13 protein-coding genes and 1 tRNA gene are annotated in these 16203 nt (G+C 64.4%); all 14 read left to right on the plus strand.

Translation table 11 applies throughout. From position 1 onward, the window contains the following. Window positions 1-588 (plus strand): EF-Tu/IF-2/RF-3 family GTPase (locus H609_RS0110710; RefSeq protein ID WP_028484948.1); only part of this gene is annotated, 588 nt, incomplete at its 5' end. Between the two features lie 86 nt (window positions 589-674). After that, window positions 675-750: transfer RNA gene (locus H609_RS0110715), tRNA-Trp, on the plus strand. A 37-nt stretch (window positions 751-787) separates the two neighbouring features. Beyond that, the gene (gene secE, locus H609_RS0110720) at window positions 788-1153 is read left to right on the plus strand and encodes a preprotein translocase subunit SecE (RefSeq protein ID WP_017940469.1); all 366 of its coding nucleotides are present in this window, start codon (window positions 788-790) and stop codon (window positions 1151-1153) included. An 18-nt stretch (window positions 1154-1171) separates the two neighbouring features. After that, window positions 1172-1705 (plus strand): transcription termination/antitermination protein NusG, encoded by a 534-nt coding sequence (gene nusG / locus H609_RS0110725; protein WP_017940468.1) that lies wholly within the window; start codon window positions 1172-1174, stop codon window positions 1703-1705. A gap of 67 nt (window positions 1706-1772) precedes the next feature. Then, window positions 1773-2204 carry a 50S ribosomal protein L11 gene (gene rplK / locus H609_RS0110730; RefSeq protein ID WP_018867954.1) on the plus strand — a complete coding sequence of 144 codons (432 nt, stop codon included), beginning with the start codon at window positions 1773-1775 and terminating at the stop codon, window positions 2202-2204. Between the two features lies 1 nt (window position 2205). After that, on the plus strand, window positions 2206-2901 hold the full coding sequence (rplA, locus tag H609_RS0110735; RefSeq protein ID WP_018867955.1) for a 50S ribosomal protein L1: 696 nt from the start codon (window positions 2206-2208) through the stop codon (window positions 2899-2901). Between the two features lie 214 nt (window positions 2902-3115). Then, entirely contained in the window at window positions 3116-3637 is a 522-nt protein-coding gene (rplJ, locus tag H609_RS0110740; RefSeq protein ID WP_018867956.1) for a 50S ribosomal protein L10, read from the plus strand. Between the two features lie 68 nt (window positions 3638-3705). Beyond that, the gene (gene rplL, locus H609_RS0110745) at window positions 3706-4086 is read left to right on the plus strand and encodes a 50S ribosomal protein L7/L12 (RefSeq protein ID WP_018867957.1); all 381 of its coding nucleotides are present in this window, start codon (window positions 3706-3708) and stop codon (window positions 4084-4086) included. A gap of 131 nt (window positions 4087-4217) precedes the next feature. After that, window positions 4218-8297, plus strand: coding sequence for a DNA-directed RNA polymerase subunit beta (gene rpoB, locus H609_RS0110750; protein ID WP_028484949.1), 4080 nt, complete (start codon window positions 4218-4220; stop codon window positions 8295-8297). 70 nt (window positions 8298-8367) lie between these two features. After that, window positions 8368-12588 carry a DNA-directed RNA polymerase subunit beta' gene (gene rpoC, locus H609_RS0110755; RefSeq protein WP_028484950.1) on the plus strand — a complete coding sequence of 1407 codons (4221 nt, stop codon included), beginning with the start codon at window positions 8368-8370 and terminating at the stop codon, window positions 12586-12588. Between the two features lie 108 nt (window positions 12589-12696). Further along, window positions 12697-13074, plus strand: coding sequence for a 30S ribosomal protein S12 (gene rpsL, locus H609_RS0110760; RefSeq protein WP_017940461.1), 378 nt, complete (start codon window positions 12697-12699; stop codon window positions 13072-13074). A 26-nt stretch (window positions 13075-13100) separates the two neighbouring features. Beyond that, complete coding sequence (gene rpsG, locus H609_RS0110765) at window positions 13101-13568, plus strand: 30S ribosomal protein S7 (RefSeq protein WP_018175517.1); 468 nt, start codon at window positions 13101-13103, stop codon at window positions 13566-13568. Between the two features lie 21 nt (window positions 13569-13589). Further along, a complete protein-coding gene (gene fusA, locus H609_RS0110770; RefSeq protein ID WP_018867960.1) occupies window positions 13590-15686 on the plus strand; it encodes an elongation factor G in 2097 nt (698 codons plus the stop codon). 44 nt (window positions 15687-15730) lie between these two features. Beyond that, window positions 15731-16203: GTP-binding protein (locus tag H609_RS0110775; RefSeq protein WP_019559087.1), on the plus strand; the 473-nt coding region annotated here is incomplete at its 3' end.

A 16203-nucleotide genomic window follows, 5' to 3' on the forward strand; every position in this document is an offset into this window, starting at 1 on the left:
ATTCCGGAGCCCGAGCGTGCCGTGGACGGCGCGTTCCTGATGCCGGTGGAAGATGTCTTCTCGATCTCCGGTCGTGGCACCGTGGTGACCGGTCGCGTCGAGCGCGGCGTGGTGAAGGTCGGCGAAGAAATCGAGATCGTCGGTATTCGCGACACCCAGAAGACCACCGTCACCGGTGTCGAGATGTTCCGCAAGCTGCTGGACCAGGGCGAGGCGGGCGACAACGTCGGTATCCTGCTGCGTGGCACCAAGCGTGACGACGTGCAGCGCGGTCAGGTGCTGTGCAAGCCGGGTTCGATCACCCCGCACACCCATTTCGAGGCCGAGGTGTACATCCTGGGCAAGGACGAGGGCGGTCGTCATACGCCGTTCTTCAACGGGTATCGTCCGCAGTTCTACTTCCGCACGACCGACGTGACGGGTTCGGTGGAGCTGCCGGAGGGCACCGAGATGGTGATGCCGGGCGACAACGTCAAGATGACGGTGTCCCTGATCAACCCGATCGCGATGGAAGACGGGCTGCGCTTTGCGATCCGCGAAGGTGGCCGCACCGTCGGCGCCGGCGTCGTCTCCAAGATCATCGAGTGATACAGTAGACAAGTTGACAGATCCACCGCGAGAGGCGGCGCCGGGTGCGTCGTCTCTCGCGTTTGTTTCTTGTCGATTCGATTTATAGGCCAGTAGCTCAATTGGCAGAGCAGCGGTCTCCAAAACCGCAGGTTGGGGGTTCGAGTCCCTCCTGGCCTGCCATCTTCCGGATGGCGGCAGCACCGGGTGATACGTATTCATGAGTGAACAATCGGAACAGACCGGCGTGCTTGATACCGTCAAGCTCGCGGTGGCCGTGGCGCTGCTGATTGCCGGCGTCATGGGCTTCTATTGGTTCCAGGACGAATCCACTCTGATTCGCGTCCTCGGGCTGCTCGCCGTTGTGGGGGTCGCCATCGGCATCGGGATGACGACCGCCAAGGGCAGCCAGCTCGCCGGCTTCATGGGCAACGCGCGCACCGAGGTGCGCAAGATGGTGTGGCCCACCCGCGTCGAGACGACCCAGACCACGCTGATCGTCATTGCTGTCGTGATCCTGGTGGGGATCTTCCTCTGGCTCCTGGACATGTTCCTGGGCTGGGGCATCAGTCGGTTCATCGGATAAGCATCAGGATTCTCGACCATGGCACTACGCTGGTACGTCGTACAGGCATTCTCGGGTTTCGAGGCGCAGGTGAAGCGGTCCCTGGAGGAGCGCATCGAGCGCTTCGGCATGCAGGACCACTTTGGCGAGATCCTCGTGCCCACCGAGGAGGTCGTCGAGATGAAGGACGGCCAGAAGCGCAAGAGCGAGCGCAAGTTCTTCCCCGGCTACGTGCTGGTGCAGATGGACCTGAACGACGAGGCCTGGCACCTGGTGAAGGCCGTGCCGCGCGTGCTCGGCTTTATCGGCGGGACGGCCGATCGCCCGGCGCCGATTAGCGACAAGGAAGCCGACGCCATCCTGCAGCGCATGCAGGAAGGCGCCGAGAAGCCGCGCCCGAAGGTCCTGTTCGAGGTGGGCGAGATGGTGCGCGTGATCGATGGGCCGTTCAACGACTTCAACGGCGTGGTCGAAGAGGTCAACTACGACAAGAGCCGCCTGCTGGTGGCGGTCCAGATTTTCGGCCGCTCGACGCCCGTGGAACTGGAGTTCCACCAAGTCGAGAAAACCTGACCGACGCGCAAGCGTCGTTACCTGCTGATCGGGGAGCCGCGAGGCGTTCGCACCCGAGGGAGTTCTCATGGCAAAGAAAATCGAAGCGTATATCAAGCTTCAGGTCCCGGCCGGCAAGGCCAACCCGAGCCCGCCCGTGGGCCCCGCGCTGGGTCAGCGCGGTGTGAACATCATGGAGTTCTGCAAGGCGTTCAACGCGCAGACCCAGGAAATGGAGCCCGGTCTGCCGATCCCGGTGGTTATCACCGTGTACGCCGATCGCAGCTTCACGTTCATCACCAAGACGCCGCCGGCGGCGATCCTGCTGAAGAAGGCCGCGGGCATCCAGTCCGGGTCCGGTCAGCCGAACACCAACAAGGTGGGTACGGTCACCCGTGCCCAGCTGGAAGAGATCGCGAAGACCAAGGAACCCGACCTGACGGCGGCGGATCTGGATGCCGCGGTCCGTACCATTGCCGGTAGTGCCCGTAGTATGGGCCTCGAAGTGGAGGGTCTCTGACATGGCAAAGCTTTCCAAGCGTATGCAGGCCATCCGCGAGAAGGTCGAGCCGACTCGTCTGTATCCGGTGACCGAGGCCTTTGATCTCCTGCGGGACCTGCCCAAGGCCAAGTTCCGCGAGTCGGTCGATGTCGCCGTGAACCTGGGCGTTGATCCGCGCAAGTCCGATCAGGTGGTGCGTGGTTCCACCGTGCTGCCGCACGGCAACGGCAAGACCGTTCGCGTGGCCGTGTTCACCCAGGGTGCCAACGCCGATGCGGCGAAGGAAGCCGGCGCGGACGTGGTCGGCATGGACGACCTTGCCGAACAGGTGAAGGCCGGTCAGATGGACTTCGACGTGGTGATCGCCTCCCCGGACGCGATGCGCGTGGTCGGTCAGCTGGGCCAGATCCTCGGGCCGCGCGGCCTGATGCCGAACCCGAAGGTCGGCACCGTGACCCCCGATGTGGCCACCGCGGTGACCAACGCCAAGGGCGGCCAGGTGCGCTATCGGACCGACAAGGGCGGCATCGTGCACTGCACGATCGGCGCGGCGGATTTCGAATCCAGTGCGCTTGCCGAGAACCTGAACGCCCTGCTGGCCGATCTGGTCAAGATGAAGCCGGCGACCTCCAAGGGTCAGTACGTCAAGGGCGTGGTGGTGTCGACCACCATGGGTCCGGGCGTCAAGGTCGATCAGGGCTCGCTGAGCCTCTGAGCAACAACATTCGGTTTTTGGTCGGCTGTCGCGCAAGCGGCACGCCATCCAAGACCGCAGGCGCGGGGCCTTCGGGCCCGGCTTAATACCTCAGCCTGCGCAGATGGTGTCACCCGATTCAGGAAGTACCTGCGACGGGAGCACCGCAGTACCGGGTTCGCCCGGTTTCACGACCGCCTCCGGGTGGTCTTACTAGAGGAGAGTCAACGTGGCTTTGAATCTCGATGACAAGAAGGTGATTGTCTCGGAACTGGCTACGGTTGCTGCCTCGGCACATTCCGCGGTCGCCGCGGAATATCGGGGTCTCTCGGTAGCGCAGATGACCGACCTGCGTCGGCAGGCACGGTCCTCCGGTGTCTATCTGCGAGTGGTGAAGAACAACCTCGCCAAGCGTGCCATTGAGGGTACGGATTTCGAGTGCATGCAGCCCGAGCTGCATGGCCCGCTGATCCTGGCCTTCAGTGAAGAGGAGCCCAGCTCCGCCGCGCGCCTGGTGAAGGACTTCGCCAAGGAGAACGATCAGCTGAAGGTCCGGCTGGTGTCCTTTGGTGGGCAGCTCATGGGGGCGAACGATCTCGATCGCCTCGCGAGCCTGCCGACGCGTGAAGAGGCCCTTGCGCAGCTTCTCGCCACCATGAAGGCGCCGCTCGACAAGTTCGCCCGTACGGTGAACGAAGTCCCCGGCAAGCTGGTGCGTACCGTTGCAGCAATCCGTGACCAGAAACAGGCAGCCTGAACCCTTACCGCCTTTTTCTGCAGCAAGTACTGAATGAATTCGGGTACGACCCGTTAGGAGAGTTAGAAATGGCCGTTTCGAAAGAAGATATCCTGGAAGCCATCGGCAACATGACGGTCCTCGAGATCGTGGACCTGATCAGCGAGATGGAAGAGAAGTTCGGCGTGTCCGCCGCTGCCGCCGTCGCGGCCGCCCCGGCCGCTGCCGGTGGTGGTGAAGCCGCCGCCGCCGAAGCCAAGGACGAGTTCGACGTCGTGATGTCCAGCTTCGGCGACAACAAGGTCGGCGTGATCAAGGTCGTGCGCGGCCTGACCGGGCTGGGTCTGAAGGAAGCCAAGGAAATGGTCGAAGGCGTGCCGGCGACCGTGAAGGAAGGCGCGCCGAAGGAAGAGGCCGAGAAGATGAAGACGGAACTGGAAGAAGCGGGCGCCACCGTCGAACTGAAGTAAGAAGGCGCTTGCGCCTGTTGTTTTCGTGTACATCACGAAGCCCTGAGGCTGGCGGCCGTTTGGTCGTCAGCCTCAGCCCGTGGTGGCGCGGGTTTTGTTCCGCGTTGTTCAGCTAGCCTCCGAGGTAAGCCATGGCCCTCAGTTATACCGAAAAGAAACGTATCCGCAAGGACTTCGGGAAGCGTCCCCAGATCCTCGACGTCCCGTACCTGCTCGAGACCCAGTTGACGTCCTATCGGGATTTCCTGCAGGCGGACCAAGCGCCGGACGGGCGTGATCCCCTGGGCCTGCACGCGGCGTTTCAGTCGGTATTCCCCATCGTCAGCTATTCCGGTCATGTCCAGCTCGAGTACGTGAGCTACCGCCTGGGCGAGCCGATGTTCGACGTGAAGGAATGCCAGATCCGTGGCGTGACCTATGCGGCCCCGCTGCGCGTGCTGCTGCGCCTCGTGATCCACGACAAGGAAGCCCCGGCGGGCTCCACCGTGGTCAAGGAGGTCAAGGAGCAGGAGGTCTACATGGGCGAGATGCCGCTCATGACCGAGAACGGCACCTTCGTCATCAATGGCACCGAACGCGTGATCGTGTCGCAGCTGCACCGCTCCCCCGGTGTGTTCTTCGACAGCGACAAGGGCAAGACGCAGGGCAGCGCGCAGAAGCTGCTCTATAACGCCCGCATCATTCCGTACCGCGGTTCCTGGCTGGACTTCGAGTTCGACGCCAAGGACGGGGTATACGTGCGCATCGACCGTCGCCGCAAGCTGCCGGCGTCGATCCTGCTGCGCGCACTGGGCATGGATACCGAAGAGATCCTGGCCACCTTTTTCGAATTCAACCAGCTCACCCTCGACGAGGATGGTGGCGAGCTGGACCTGATCCCCGAGCGCATGCGCGGCGAGACCGCCGTGGTGGATATCACCGACGGTGACAAGGTCATCGTCGAGGCGGGTCGCCGCATCACCCCCCGTCACATCCGGGAGATCGAGAAGGCCGGCATCAGCACCCTGCGGGTGCCGGACGAATACCTGCTGGGTCGGGTGCTGGCCAAGGGCGTGGTGGACGAGTCCACCGGCGAACTGATCGCCGGCGCCAACGACGCGCTGACCCAGGAACTGCTGGACAAGCTGCGCGCCGAGGGTGTGAAGACCCTGCAGACGATCTACACCAACGACTACGACCATGGTCCGTACATGTCGGACACCCTGCGTCTGGACCCGACCAAGACGCAGCTGGAGGCGCAGGTCGAGATCTACCGCGTGATGCGCCCGGGCGAGCCGCCGACCAAGGACGCCGCGGAGAACCTGTTCTCCAACCTGTTCTTCTCCGAGGATCGCTACGACCTCTCCGCCGTAGGCCGCATGAAGTTCAACCGTCGCGTGGGTCGCGAGACCGACGAGGGCGAGGGCGTGCTGTCGCCGGAGGACATCCTGGATGTGCTGAAGGTCCTGATCGACCTGCGCAACGGCAACGGCCGCACCGACGACATCGACCACCTGGGCAACCGCCGCATCCGCAGCGTGGGCGAGATGGCCGAGAACCAGTTCCGTCTGGGCCTGGTGCGGGTCGAGCGCGCGGTCAAGGAACGTCTGACCGTCGCCGAGAGCGAGGGCCTGATGCCGCAGGAGCTGATCAACGCCAAGCCGGTGGCGGCCGCGGTCAAGGAGTTCTTCGGATCCAGCCAGCTGTCGCAGTTCATGGACCAGAACAACCCGCTGTCCGAGGTCACCCACAAGCGCCGCATCTCCGCGCTGGGCCCGGGCGGCCTGACCCGCGAACGTGCCGGCTTCGAGGTGCGCGACGTGCATCCGACGCACTACGGTCGCGTCTGCCCGATCGAGACCCCGGAAGGTCCGAACATCGGCCTGATCAACTCGCTGGCGGTGTACGCCCGCACCAACCGCTACGGCTTCCTGGAGACGCCGTACCGGAAGGTTGCGGACGGCAAGGTCACCGAGGAGATCGTTTACCTCTCCGCGATCGAGGAAAGCCAGTACGTGATCGCTCAGGCGAACGCGGCCATGGACGACGAGGGCCGCCTGAGCGATGACCTCGTCTCCTGCCGCCACCAGGAAGAGTTCACGATCTCGACTCCGGACAAGATCCAGTACATGGATATCTCGCCGAAGCAGATCGTGTCGGTGGCGGCCGCGCTGCTGCCGTTCCTGGAGCACGATGACGCGAACCGCGCCCTGATGGGTGCGAACATGCAGCGTCAGGCCGTGCCGTGCCTGCGTGCCGACAAGCCGCTGGTGGGCACCGGCATCGAGCGCGCCGTCGCCATCGACTCCGGCTCCGCGATCGTCGCCAAGCGCGGCGGGACTGTGGACTCGGTCGATGCCGGTCGAGTGGTGGTCCGGGTCAACGACGACGAGACCGTCGCCGGCGAGCCGGGCGTGGACATCTACAACCTGACCAAGTACTCGCGTTCCAACCAGAACACCTCCATCAACCAGCGGCCGCTGGTCGCGGTGGGCGACGAGATCGCCCGGGGCGACGCGATCGCGGACGGCTCGTCCACCGACATGGGCGAGCTGGCGCTGGGCCAGAACATGATGGTCGCGTTCATGCCGTGGAACGGCTACAACTTCGAGGACTCGATCCTGATCTCGGAGCGCGTGGTGCAGGAGGACCGCTACACCACCATCCATATCGAGGAGCTCAACTGTGTCGCCCGCGACACCAAGCTGGGCCAGGAAGAGATCACCGCGGATATCCCGAACGTCTCCGAGTCCCTGCTGAACAAGCTGGACGAGTCCGGCGTCGTGTATGTCGGCGCCGAGGTGAATCCGGGTGACATCCTGGTGGGCAAGGTCACGCCGAAGGGCGAGACCCAGCTGACGCCGGAAGAGAAGCTCCTGAGGGCGATCTTCGGCGAGAAGGCCTCCGACGTGAAGGACACCTCCCTGCGTGTGCCGTCCGGCATCGAGGGTACGGTGATCGACGTGCGCGTGTTCACCCGCGACGGTGTGGAGAAGGACGCCCGCGCCAAGTCGATCGAGGCCGACGATCTCGCCGCCGTGCAGAAGGACCTGAAGGACCAGCTGCGCATCTACGAGGACGATATCTACGCCCGCGTGGAGAAGCTGCTGGTCAACAAGACCGCCGCCGGCGGACCGGACGGCCTGGGTGACGGCTCCAAGGTCACCAAGAAGTACCTGCAGGGCCTGTCCCGCGACAAGTGGTTCGAGGTGCGGCTGAAGGACGACGCAGTCAACTCCCAGCTGGAGGACCTTGGTCGTCAGATCCAGGACCAGCACGAGGCGTTCGAGAAGAAGTTCGAGCACCAGAAGGCGAAGCTGGCCGCGGGTGACGACCTGCCGCCGGGCGTGCAGAAGATGGTCAAGGTGTACGTGGCCGTGAAGCGTCGCCTGCAGCCGGGCGACAAGATGGCCGGTCGCCACGGCAACAAGGGCGTGATCTCGATGATCGTGCCGGAAGAGGACATGCCGTTCCTCGAGGACGGGACCCCGGTCGACGTGGTGCTGAACCCGCTGGGCGTGCCCTCGCGCATGAACGTCGGGCAGGTGCTGGAGGTTCACCTCGGGTGGGCCGCCAAGGGCCTGGGCGACAAGATCAACCGCATGCTCGAGGCGCAGGCCGAGATCGCGAAGCTGCGCGAGTTCCTCGACAAGATCTACAACCACCGCGAGCGCAAGGTGGAGCTCGACTCCATGTCGGATGCCGAGATCATCACCCTGTGCAGGAACCTGCGCGGTGGCGTGCCGATGGCGACGCCGGTATTCGACGGTGCCGAAGAGGCCGAGATCAAGGAGATGCTGCGCCTGGCGGACCTGCCCGAGACCGGGCAGGCCCAGCTCTACGATGGCCGCACCGGCGACGAATTCGATCGCCCGGTTACCGTGGGCTACATGCACATGCTGAAGCTGAACCACCTGGTGGACGACAAGATGCATGCGCGTTCCACCGGCCCGTACTCGCTGGTCACCCAGCAGCCGCTGGGCGGCAAGGCGCAGTTCGGCGGTCAGCGCTTCGGCGAAATGGAGGTCTGGGCACTGGAGGCCTACGGCGCCGCCTACACCCTGCAGGAGATGCTGACGGTGAAGGCGGACGACGTGCAGGGCCGTAACAAGATGTACAAGAACATCGTTGACGGTGAGCACCACATGGAGGCCAACGTCCCCGAGTCGTTCAACGTGCTCATGAAGGAGATCAAGGCGCTCGGCATCAATATCGAGCTCGAGCAGGACTGATCTTCTCCGATCCGATTGTGATCCGACGGGGCGTGCGCGCCCCTCGAAACCAAGTTTGTGAGGCAAGCGAATGAAAGACCTCCTGAATCTGTTCAAGCAGCAGAGCCAGCCGGAAGAGTTCGATGCGATCCGCATCGGCCTGGCGTCCTCGGACCAGATCCGTTCCTGGTCCTTTGGCGAGGTGAAGAAGCCGGAGACCATCAACTACCGGACCTTCAAGCCGGAGCGTGACGGCCTGTTCTGCGCGAAGATCTTCGGGCCGGTGAAGGACTACGAGTGCCTGTGCGGCAAGTACAAGCGCCTGAAGCATCGCGGCGTGGTCTGCGAGAAGTGCGGCGTCGAGGTTACCCAGACCAAGGTGCGCCGCGAGCGCATGGGGCATATCGACCTGGCCTCGCCGGTTGCGCACATCTGGTACCTGAAGAGCCTGCCGTCCCGCATCGGCCTGCTGCTGGACATGACCCTGAAGGACATCGAGAAGGTGCTCTACTTCGAGTCCTTCATCGTGACCGATCCGGGTTTCACCACGCTCGAGAAGCGCCAGCTCCTGACCGACGAGGAATACCTCGAAGCCATGGAGGAGCACGGCGACGACTTCACCGCGCTGATGGGCGCAGAGGCCGTGCTGAGCCTGCTGAAGGAAATGGATCTGCCGGCCGAGGCCGCCAAGCTGCGCCAGGAGCTGGCTGAGACCGGCTCCGAGACCAAGATCAAGCGTCTGGGCAAGCGGCTCAAGCTGGTCGAGTCCTTCCTCGAGTCCGGCAACAAGCCGGAGTGGATGATCATGAAGGTCCTGCCGGTGCTGCCGCCGGACCTGCGCCCGCTGGTGCCGCTGGACGGTGGCCGCTTCGCGACCTCCGACCTGAACGACCTGTATCGCCGGGTGATCAACCGCAACAACCGTCTGCGCCGCCTGCTGGAGCTGAACGCCCCGGACATCATCGTGCGCAACGAAAAGCGCATGCTGCAGGAGTCCGTGGACGCGCTGCTGGACAACGGCCGTCGCGGTCGTGCGATCACCGGCACCAACAAGCGCCCGCTGAAGTCCCTGGCCGACATGATCAAGGGCAAGCAGGGCCGCTTCCGCCAGAACCTGCTGGGCAAGCGCGTCGACTACTCCGGTCGTTCCGTGATCGTGGTCGGCCCGACCCTGCGTCTGCACCAGTGCGGCCTGCCCAAGCGCATGGCGCTGGAACTGTTCAAGCCGTTCATCTTCGGCAAGCTGCAGCGTCGAGGCCTGGCCACCACCATCAAGGCCGCCAAGAAGGCGGTCGAGAAGGAAGGCCCCGAGGTCTGGGACATCCTCGAAGAGGTGATCCGCGAGCACCCGGTCATGCTGAACCGCGCCCCGACCCTGCACCGCCTGGGCATCCAGGCCTTCGAACCGGTGCTGATCGAGGGCAAGGCGATCCAGCTGCACCCGCTAGTCTGTGCCGCGTTCAACGCCGACTTCGACGGTGACCAGATGGCCGTGCACGTGCCGCTGTCGCTGGAGGCCCAGCTGGAGGCGCGCACGCTGATGCTGTCCTCCAACAACGTGCTGTCCCCGGCCAACGGCGAGCCGATCATCGTGCCGTCGCAGGATATCGTGCTGGGTCTGTACTACCTGTCGCGCGAGAAGGTCAACGCCAAGGGCGAAGGGATGACCTTCTCCGACGTGGACGAGGTGCACCGCGCCTACGAGCACAAGCAGGTGGACCTGCATGCGCGCATCACCGTGCGCATCGCGGACACCATGGCCGACGTCGCCGAGGGCGAAGCGCTGCCGTCCATGCGCGTGGAGACCACGGTCGGTCGCGCGATCCTGTCGCGCATCATGCCCAAGGGCCTGCCGTTCGAGCTGATCGACCGCGAGCTGAACAAGAAGGCGATCTCCGGGCTGATCAACTCCTGCTACCGCCGCCTGGGCCTGAAGGACACGGTCGTGTTCGCGGACCAGCTGATGTACGCGGGCTTCTACTACTCCACCCGTGCCGGCGTGTCTTTCTGCGCCGACGACATGGTGATCCCGGACGAGAAGCACCCGATCCTGCAGGGCGCCGAGGACCAGGTGAAGGAGATCGAGGACCAGTACGCCTCGGGTCTCGTCACCAAGGGCGAGCGCTACAACAAGGTCGTGGATATCTGGTCGCACTGCAATGACCAGGTCGCCAAGGCCATGATGGAGCGCCTCGGCAAGGAGCAGGTCACCAACAAGGACGGCGAGACGGTCGAGCAGAACTCGTTCAACTCGATCTTCATGATGGCCGATTCCGGCGCGCGTGGTTCCGCCGCGCAGATCCGACAGCTGGCCGGCATGCGCGGCCTGATGGCCAAGCCGGACGGCTCCATCATCGAGACGCCGATCACCGCGAACTTCCGCGAGGGTCTGAACGTCCTGCAGTACTTCATCTCGACCCACGGGGCGCGCAAGGGCCTGGCCGATACCGCGCTGAAGACCGCGAACTCGGGTTACCTGACCCGTCGCCTGGTGGATGTCTCCCAGGACGTTGTGGTGACCGAGCCGGATTGCGGCACCGAGCAGGGCCTGTTGATGAAGCCGATCATCGAGGGTGGCGACGTCGTGGAGCCGCTGCGCGATCGCGTGCTGGGGCGTACCACCGCGGTGGACGTGCTCCGCCCGGGCACCGACGAGGTGCTGGTGCCCGCGGGCACCCTGCTGGACGAGGCCATGGTGGACACCCTGGACGGCGCGTCGGTGGACGAGGTGCTGGTGCGTTCGGCGATCACCTGCGAGACCCGCCAGGGCATCTGCGCCAAGTGCTACGGGCGTGATCTGGCCCGTGGCCACGAGGTCAACGCCGGGGAGGCCGTGGGCGTCATCGCCGCGCAGTCGATCGGCGAGCCGGGTACCCAGCTGACCATGCGTACCTTCCACATCGGCGGGGCCGCGAGCCGCGCGGTGACGGTCAGCGCGATCCAGGTGAAGAACTCCGGGGCCGCGCGTCTGCACAACCTGAAGACGGTCACCAACAAGGCCGGTAACCTGGTCGCGGTATCGCGTTCCGGCGAGCTGGGCGTGATCGACGATCAGGGCCGTGAGCGCGAGCGTTACAAGATCCCGTACGGCGCGACCATCACGGTCCATGATGGCGACACCGTCGAGGCCGGCCAGGAGGTCGCGACCTGGGATCCGCATACCCATCCGATTGTCACTGAGGTGGCCGGTAACATCCGTCTGGCGGATTTCGTCGAGAACGTCACCGTCACCAAGGAGACCGACGAGTTCACCGGGCTGTCGTCCAACGTGGTGCTGGATCCGAAGAGCCGCTCGTCGGCCGGAAAGGACCTGCGCCCGACGGTCAAGCTGCTGGACGACGACGGCAACGAGGTGTACATCCCGGGCACCGACATGCCCGCGCAGTACATGCTGCCGGCCAACGCGATCTTCAACCTGGAGGACAACGCCCGGGTCGAGGTCGGTGACGTCATCGCGCGCCTGCCGCAGGAGTCCTCCAAGACCCGTGACATCACCGGGGGTCTGCCCCGCGTGGCCGACCTGTTCGAGGCACGCCGTCCGAAGGAGCCGGCGGTGCTGGCGGAGATCTCGGGTACCGTGTCGTTCGGCAAGGAGACCAAGGGCAAGCAGCGCCTGGTGATCACCCCGGACAAGGGCGACCCGGTCGAGATGCTGATCCCGAAGCTGCGGACCGTGAACGTCTTCGAGGGCGAGCGCGTGGAGCGTGGCGAGGTCGTAGTCGATGGCGAGCTGGATCCGCACGACATCCTGCGCCTGCGCGGTGTCACCACCCTGGCCGAGTACCAGGTGCAGGAGATCCAGGACGTCTACCGCCTGCAGGGCGTGAAGATTAACGACAAGCACATCGAGGTGATCGTCCGCCAGATGATGCGCAAGGTGAACATCGTGGACGCCGGCGATACCAAGTTCCTCGCCGGGGACCAGGTCGATCGCGTGCGTGTCCTCGAGGAGAACGAACAACTGGGTGCAGACCAGCAGCCGGCGACCTACGAGCGCGTGCTGCTCGGGATCACCAAGGCCTCGCTGGTCACCGAGTCGTTCATCTCCGCGGCCTCCTTCCAGGAGACCACCCGCGTGCTGACCGAAGCGTCCACCCGTGGCGCCCGCGACGACCTGCGCGGTCTGAAGGAGAACGTGATTGTCGGGCGCCTGATCCCCGCCGGGACGGGCCTCGCCTACCACAAGGAGCGCCGTCGCAAGCGCGCGCTGGAAATGCCCGAGTTCGAGGCGGTCGAAGAGACCCAGGCGGCCACCGCCGAGTCCGAGCCCGCCACCACCGATCCGGGTACCGCGGAAGACGGGTCCGAGTGACCCGTCCCATCTTGACACTCACGGGGGCGGCGATTAGAATTCCGCTCCCTCGACAGGCCGGTCTCGGCGCCGGCCTGTCGTTATTTTTAGGCTAGGAGAAAGGGTTTCATGGCCACGATCAACCAGTTGGTACGCAAGCCCCGCAAGCGCCCCGTCGAAAAGAGCGATGTGCCGGCGCTGCAGGGTTCCCCGCAGAAGCGCGGGGTCTGCACCCGTGTCTACACGACCACCCCGAAAAAGCCGAACTCGGCGCTGCGCAAGGTTGCGCGCGTGCGGCTGACCAATGGCTACGAAGTCAGTAGCTACATCGGTGGGGAAGGCCACAACCTGCAGGAGCACTCGGTGGTCCTGATCCGGGGCGGCCGCGTGAAGGACCTCCCGGGTGTGCGCTACCACACGGTGCGCGGCAGCCTGGATACCCAGGGCGTGCAGAAGCGTGCCCAGGGCCGGTCCAAGTACGGCACCAAGCGTCCCAAGAAATCCTAACCGAGATCCAGTCCGGGAACTGAAACATGTCTAGAAGAGCAGCTGCCCCCAAGCGTCACATCCTCCCCGACCCGAAGTTCGGAAGCGAGCGCCTGGCCAAGTTCATCAACACGGTCATGCGCGACGGCAAGAAGTCCGTCGCCGAACAGGTCGTGTACGGCGCCCTGGACCAGATCGAGTCCAAGCAGGGCGACGGGATGGGCGCGCTGGAGCGTGCCCTGGACAACATCCGTCCGCGCGTCGAGGTCAAGTCGCGCCGCGTCGGAGGTGCGACCTATCAGGTTCCTGTGGAAGTCCGCTCGGTGCGTCAGGACGCGCTGGCGATGCGCTGGGTGGTCGAGGCCGCCCGCAAGCGTGGCGAACGGACCATGGCCCTGAAGCTGGCTGGCGAACTGATGGACGCCGCCGACAGCAAGGGCTCCGCCGTGAAGAAGCGCGAAGACACTCACCGCATGGCGGAAGCGAACAAGGCGTTCGCCCATTTCCGCTGGTAAATCTGTTTAGAGAGGCTCACCGTGGCACGCAAGACCCCACTTAAGCGCTACCGGAACATCGGGATCAGCGCGCACATCGACGCCGGCAAGACGACGACGACCGAACGCATCCTGTTCTACACCGGTCTGTCGCACAAGATCGGCGAGGTGCATGACGGTGCAGCCGTGATGGACTGGATGGAGCAGGAGCAGGAGCGCGGGATCACCATCACTTCCGCGGCGACCACCAGCTTCTGGTCCGGCATGGCCAAGCAGTTCGACGAGCACCGGGTGAATATCATCGATACCCCCGGGCACGTGGACTTCACCATCGAGGTCGAGCGCTCCATGCGTGTGCTCGACGGCGCGGTCATGGTGTATTGCGCGGTCGGTGGTGTGCAGCCGCAGTCCGAGACCGTGTGGCGCCAGGCGACCAAGTACGCCGTGCCGCGTATGGCGTTCGTCAACAAGATGGACCGCGCCGGCGCCGACTTCCTGCGCGTCTATGAACAGATGAAGGAGCGCCTGCAGGCGAACCCGGTCCCGATCCAGCTGCCGATCGGCGCGGAGGACCAGTTCAAGGGCGTGATCGACCTGGTGAAGATGCAGGCCATCTACTGGGACGAGGACAACTTCGGGATCTCCTTCGAGTACAAGGATATTCCGGACGAGCTGAAGGCCGACGCCGAGAAGTGGCGCGAGAACATGCTCGAGGCGGCCGCCGAGGCCAACGAAGAGCTGATGGATAAGTACCTCAACGAGGGCACCCTCAGCGAGGAAGAGATCAAGTCTGCGCTGCGCCACCGCACCATCGAGCTCGAGATCGTGCCGATGCTGTGCGGCTCCGCGTTCAAGAACAAGGGTGTGCAGGCGATGCTCGACGCGGTCGTCGAGTACCTGCCGTCGCCGGAAGAGGTCAAGGCCATCAAGGGCGTCAAGGCCGGCACCGAGGAGCCGGTCGAGAAGCACGCCTCCGATGACGAGCCGTTCGCCGCGCTGGCGTTCAAGATCATGACCGACCCCTACGTCGGCTCGCTGACCTTCGTGCGCGTCTACTCTGGCGTGCTGTCGGCCGGCGACTCGGTCCTGAACACGCAGAACAATCGACGCGAGCGCATCGGCCGCATCCTGCAGATGCACTCGAACTCCCGCGAGGAGATCAAGGAGCTGCGCGCGGGTGACATCGGCGCCGTGGTCGGTTTGAAGGACCTGTACACCGGGACCACGCTGTGCGACCCGAACGACCCGGTCGAACTGGAGCGCATGGAGTTCCCGGATCCGGTGATCTCCATCGCGGTCGAGCCGAAAACCAAGACCGACCAGGAAAAGATGGGTATCGCGCTGAACAAGCTGGCGCAGGAAGATCCGTCGTTCCGCGTGCGGACCGACGAGGAATCCGGGCAGACCATCATCTCCGGCATGGGCGAGCTGCACCTGGAGGTGCTGGTCGACCGCATGAAGCGGGAATTCAAGGTCGAGGCGAACGTGGGTCAGCCCCAGGTGGCCTACCGCGAGACCATCCGCAAGACGGTCGAACAGGAAGGCAAGTTCGTGCGCCAGTCCGGTGGTCGCGGACAGTACGGTCACGTCTGGATCCGCATCGAGCCGCTGGAGCCGGGCGAAGGCTACAAGTTCGAGAACGCCATCGTGGGTGGTGTGGTGCCGAAGGATTACATCCCGGCCGTCTCCAAGGGCATCGAAGAACAGATGGCCAACGGTGTGCTCGCCGGGTATCCGGTCGAGGACGTCAAGGTCACCCTGTTCGACGGTTCCTACCATGACGTCGACTCCAACGAGATGGCGTTCAAGGTGGCCGGTTCGATGGCCTTCAAGGAAGGCGCCCTGAAGGCGGGTGCCGTGCTGCTCGAGCCGATGATGAAGGTCGAGGTCGAGACGCCCGAGGAGTACATGGGCGACGTGATGGGCGACCTTAATCGCCGCAGGGGTCTGGTGAAGGGCATGGAAGACGTGGCCGGCCAGAAGCTGCTGAAGGCCGAGGTGCCGCTGTCCGAGATGTTCGGCTACTCGACCCAGCTGCGCTCGATGAGCCAGGGCCGCGCGACCTACTCGATGGAATTCGAGAAGTACGCCGAGGCCCCCGCCCAGATCGCCGAGGCGGTTGCCGCCAAGGCGTCCTGATACCGAATTCGCGTTATTTGAAAGAACTGCAAGAGGTTTGAGCTGTGTCCAAGGAAAAGTTCGAGCGTAAGAAGCCGCATGTGAATGTGGGGACGATTGGTCATGTGGACCATGGGAAAACGACGCTGACGGCGGCGATGACGGCGGTGCTGGGCAAGAAGTACGGGAGCGAAGCCCGTGCGTTTGACCAGATCGACAATGCGCCGGAAGAGAAGGCGCGCGGGATCACGATTGCGACCGCGCACGTCGAATACGAAAGCGACATTCGCCACTATGCGCACGTCGACTGTCCCGGGCACGCGGACTATGTGAAGAACATGATCACGGGTGCGGCGCAGATGGACGGCGCGATCCTGGTGGTGTCGGCGGCCGATGGCCCGATGCCGCAGACCCGCGAGCACATCCTGCTGGCGCGTCAGGTGGGTGTGCCGTACATCGTGGTGTTCCTGAACAAGGCCGACATGGTCGACGATCCGGAGCTGCTGGAGCTGGTCGAGATGGAAGTTCGCGACCTGCT

This window comes from Thioalkalivibrio sp. ALE17 (assembly GCF_000425605.1).
Taxonomy (GTDB): Bacteria; Pseudomonadota; Gammaproteobacteria; order Ectothiorhodospirales; family Ectothiorhodospiraceae; genus Thioalkalivibrio.

Excerpts from the sequence above, each read along its gene's own strand:
- rpoC (WP_028484950.1), top strand. The coding sequence starts at position 8,368 with ATGAAAGACCTCCTGAATCTGTTCAAGCAGCAGAGCCAGCCGGAAGAG.
- secE (WP_017940469.1), top strand. The coding sequence starts at position 788 with ATGAGTGAACAATCGGAACAGACCGGCGTGCTTGATACCGTCAAGCTC.
- rplL (WP_018867957.1), top strand. The coding sequence starts at position 3,706 with ATGGCCGTTTCGAAAGAAGATATCCTGGAAGCCATCGGCAACATGACG.
- rpoB (WP_028484949.1), top strand. The coding sequence starts at position 4,218 with ATGGCCCTCAGTTATACCGAAAAGAAACGTATCCGCAAGGACTTCGGG.
- rpsL (WP_017940461.1), top strand. The coding sequence starts at position 12,697 with ATGGCCACGATCAACCAGTTGGTACGCAAGCCCCGCAAGCGCCCCGTC.
- rplK (WP_018867954.1), top strand. The coding sequence starts at position 1,773 with ATGGCAAAGAAAATCGAAGCGTATATCAAGCTTCAGGTCCCGGCCGGC.
- rplA (WP_018867955.1), top strand. The coding sequence starts at position 2,206 with ATGGCAAAGCTTTCCAAGCGTATGCAGGCCATCCGCGAGAAGGTCGAG.
- nusG (WP_017940468.1), top strand. The coding sequence starts at position 1,172 with ATGGCACTACGCTGGTACGTCGTACAGGCATTCTCGGGTTTCGAGGCG.
- rpsG (WP_018175517.1), top strand. The coding sequence starts at position 13,101 with ATGTCTAGAAGAGCAGCTGCCCCCAAGCGTCACATCCTCCCCGACCCG.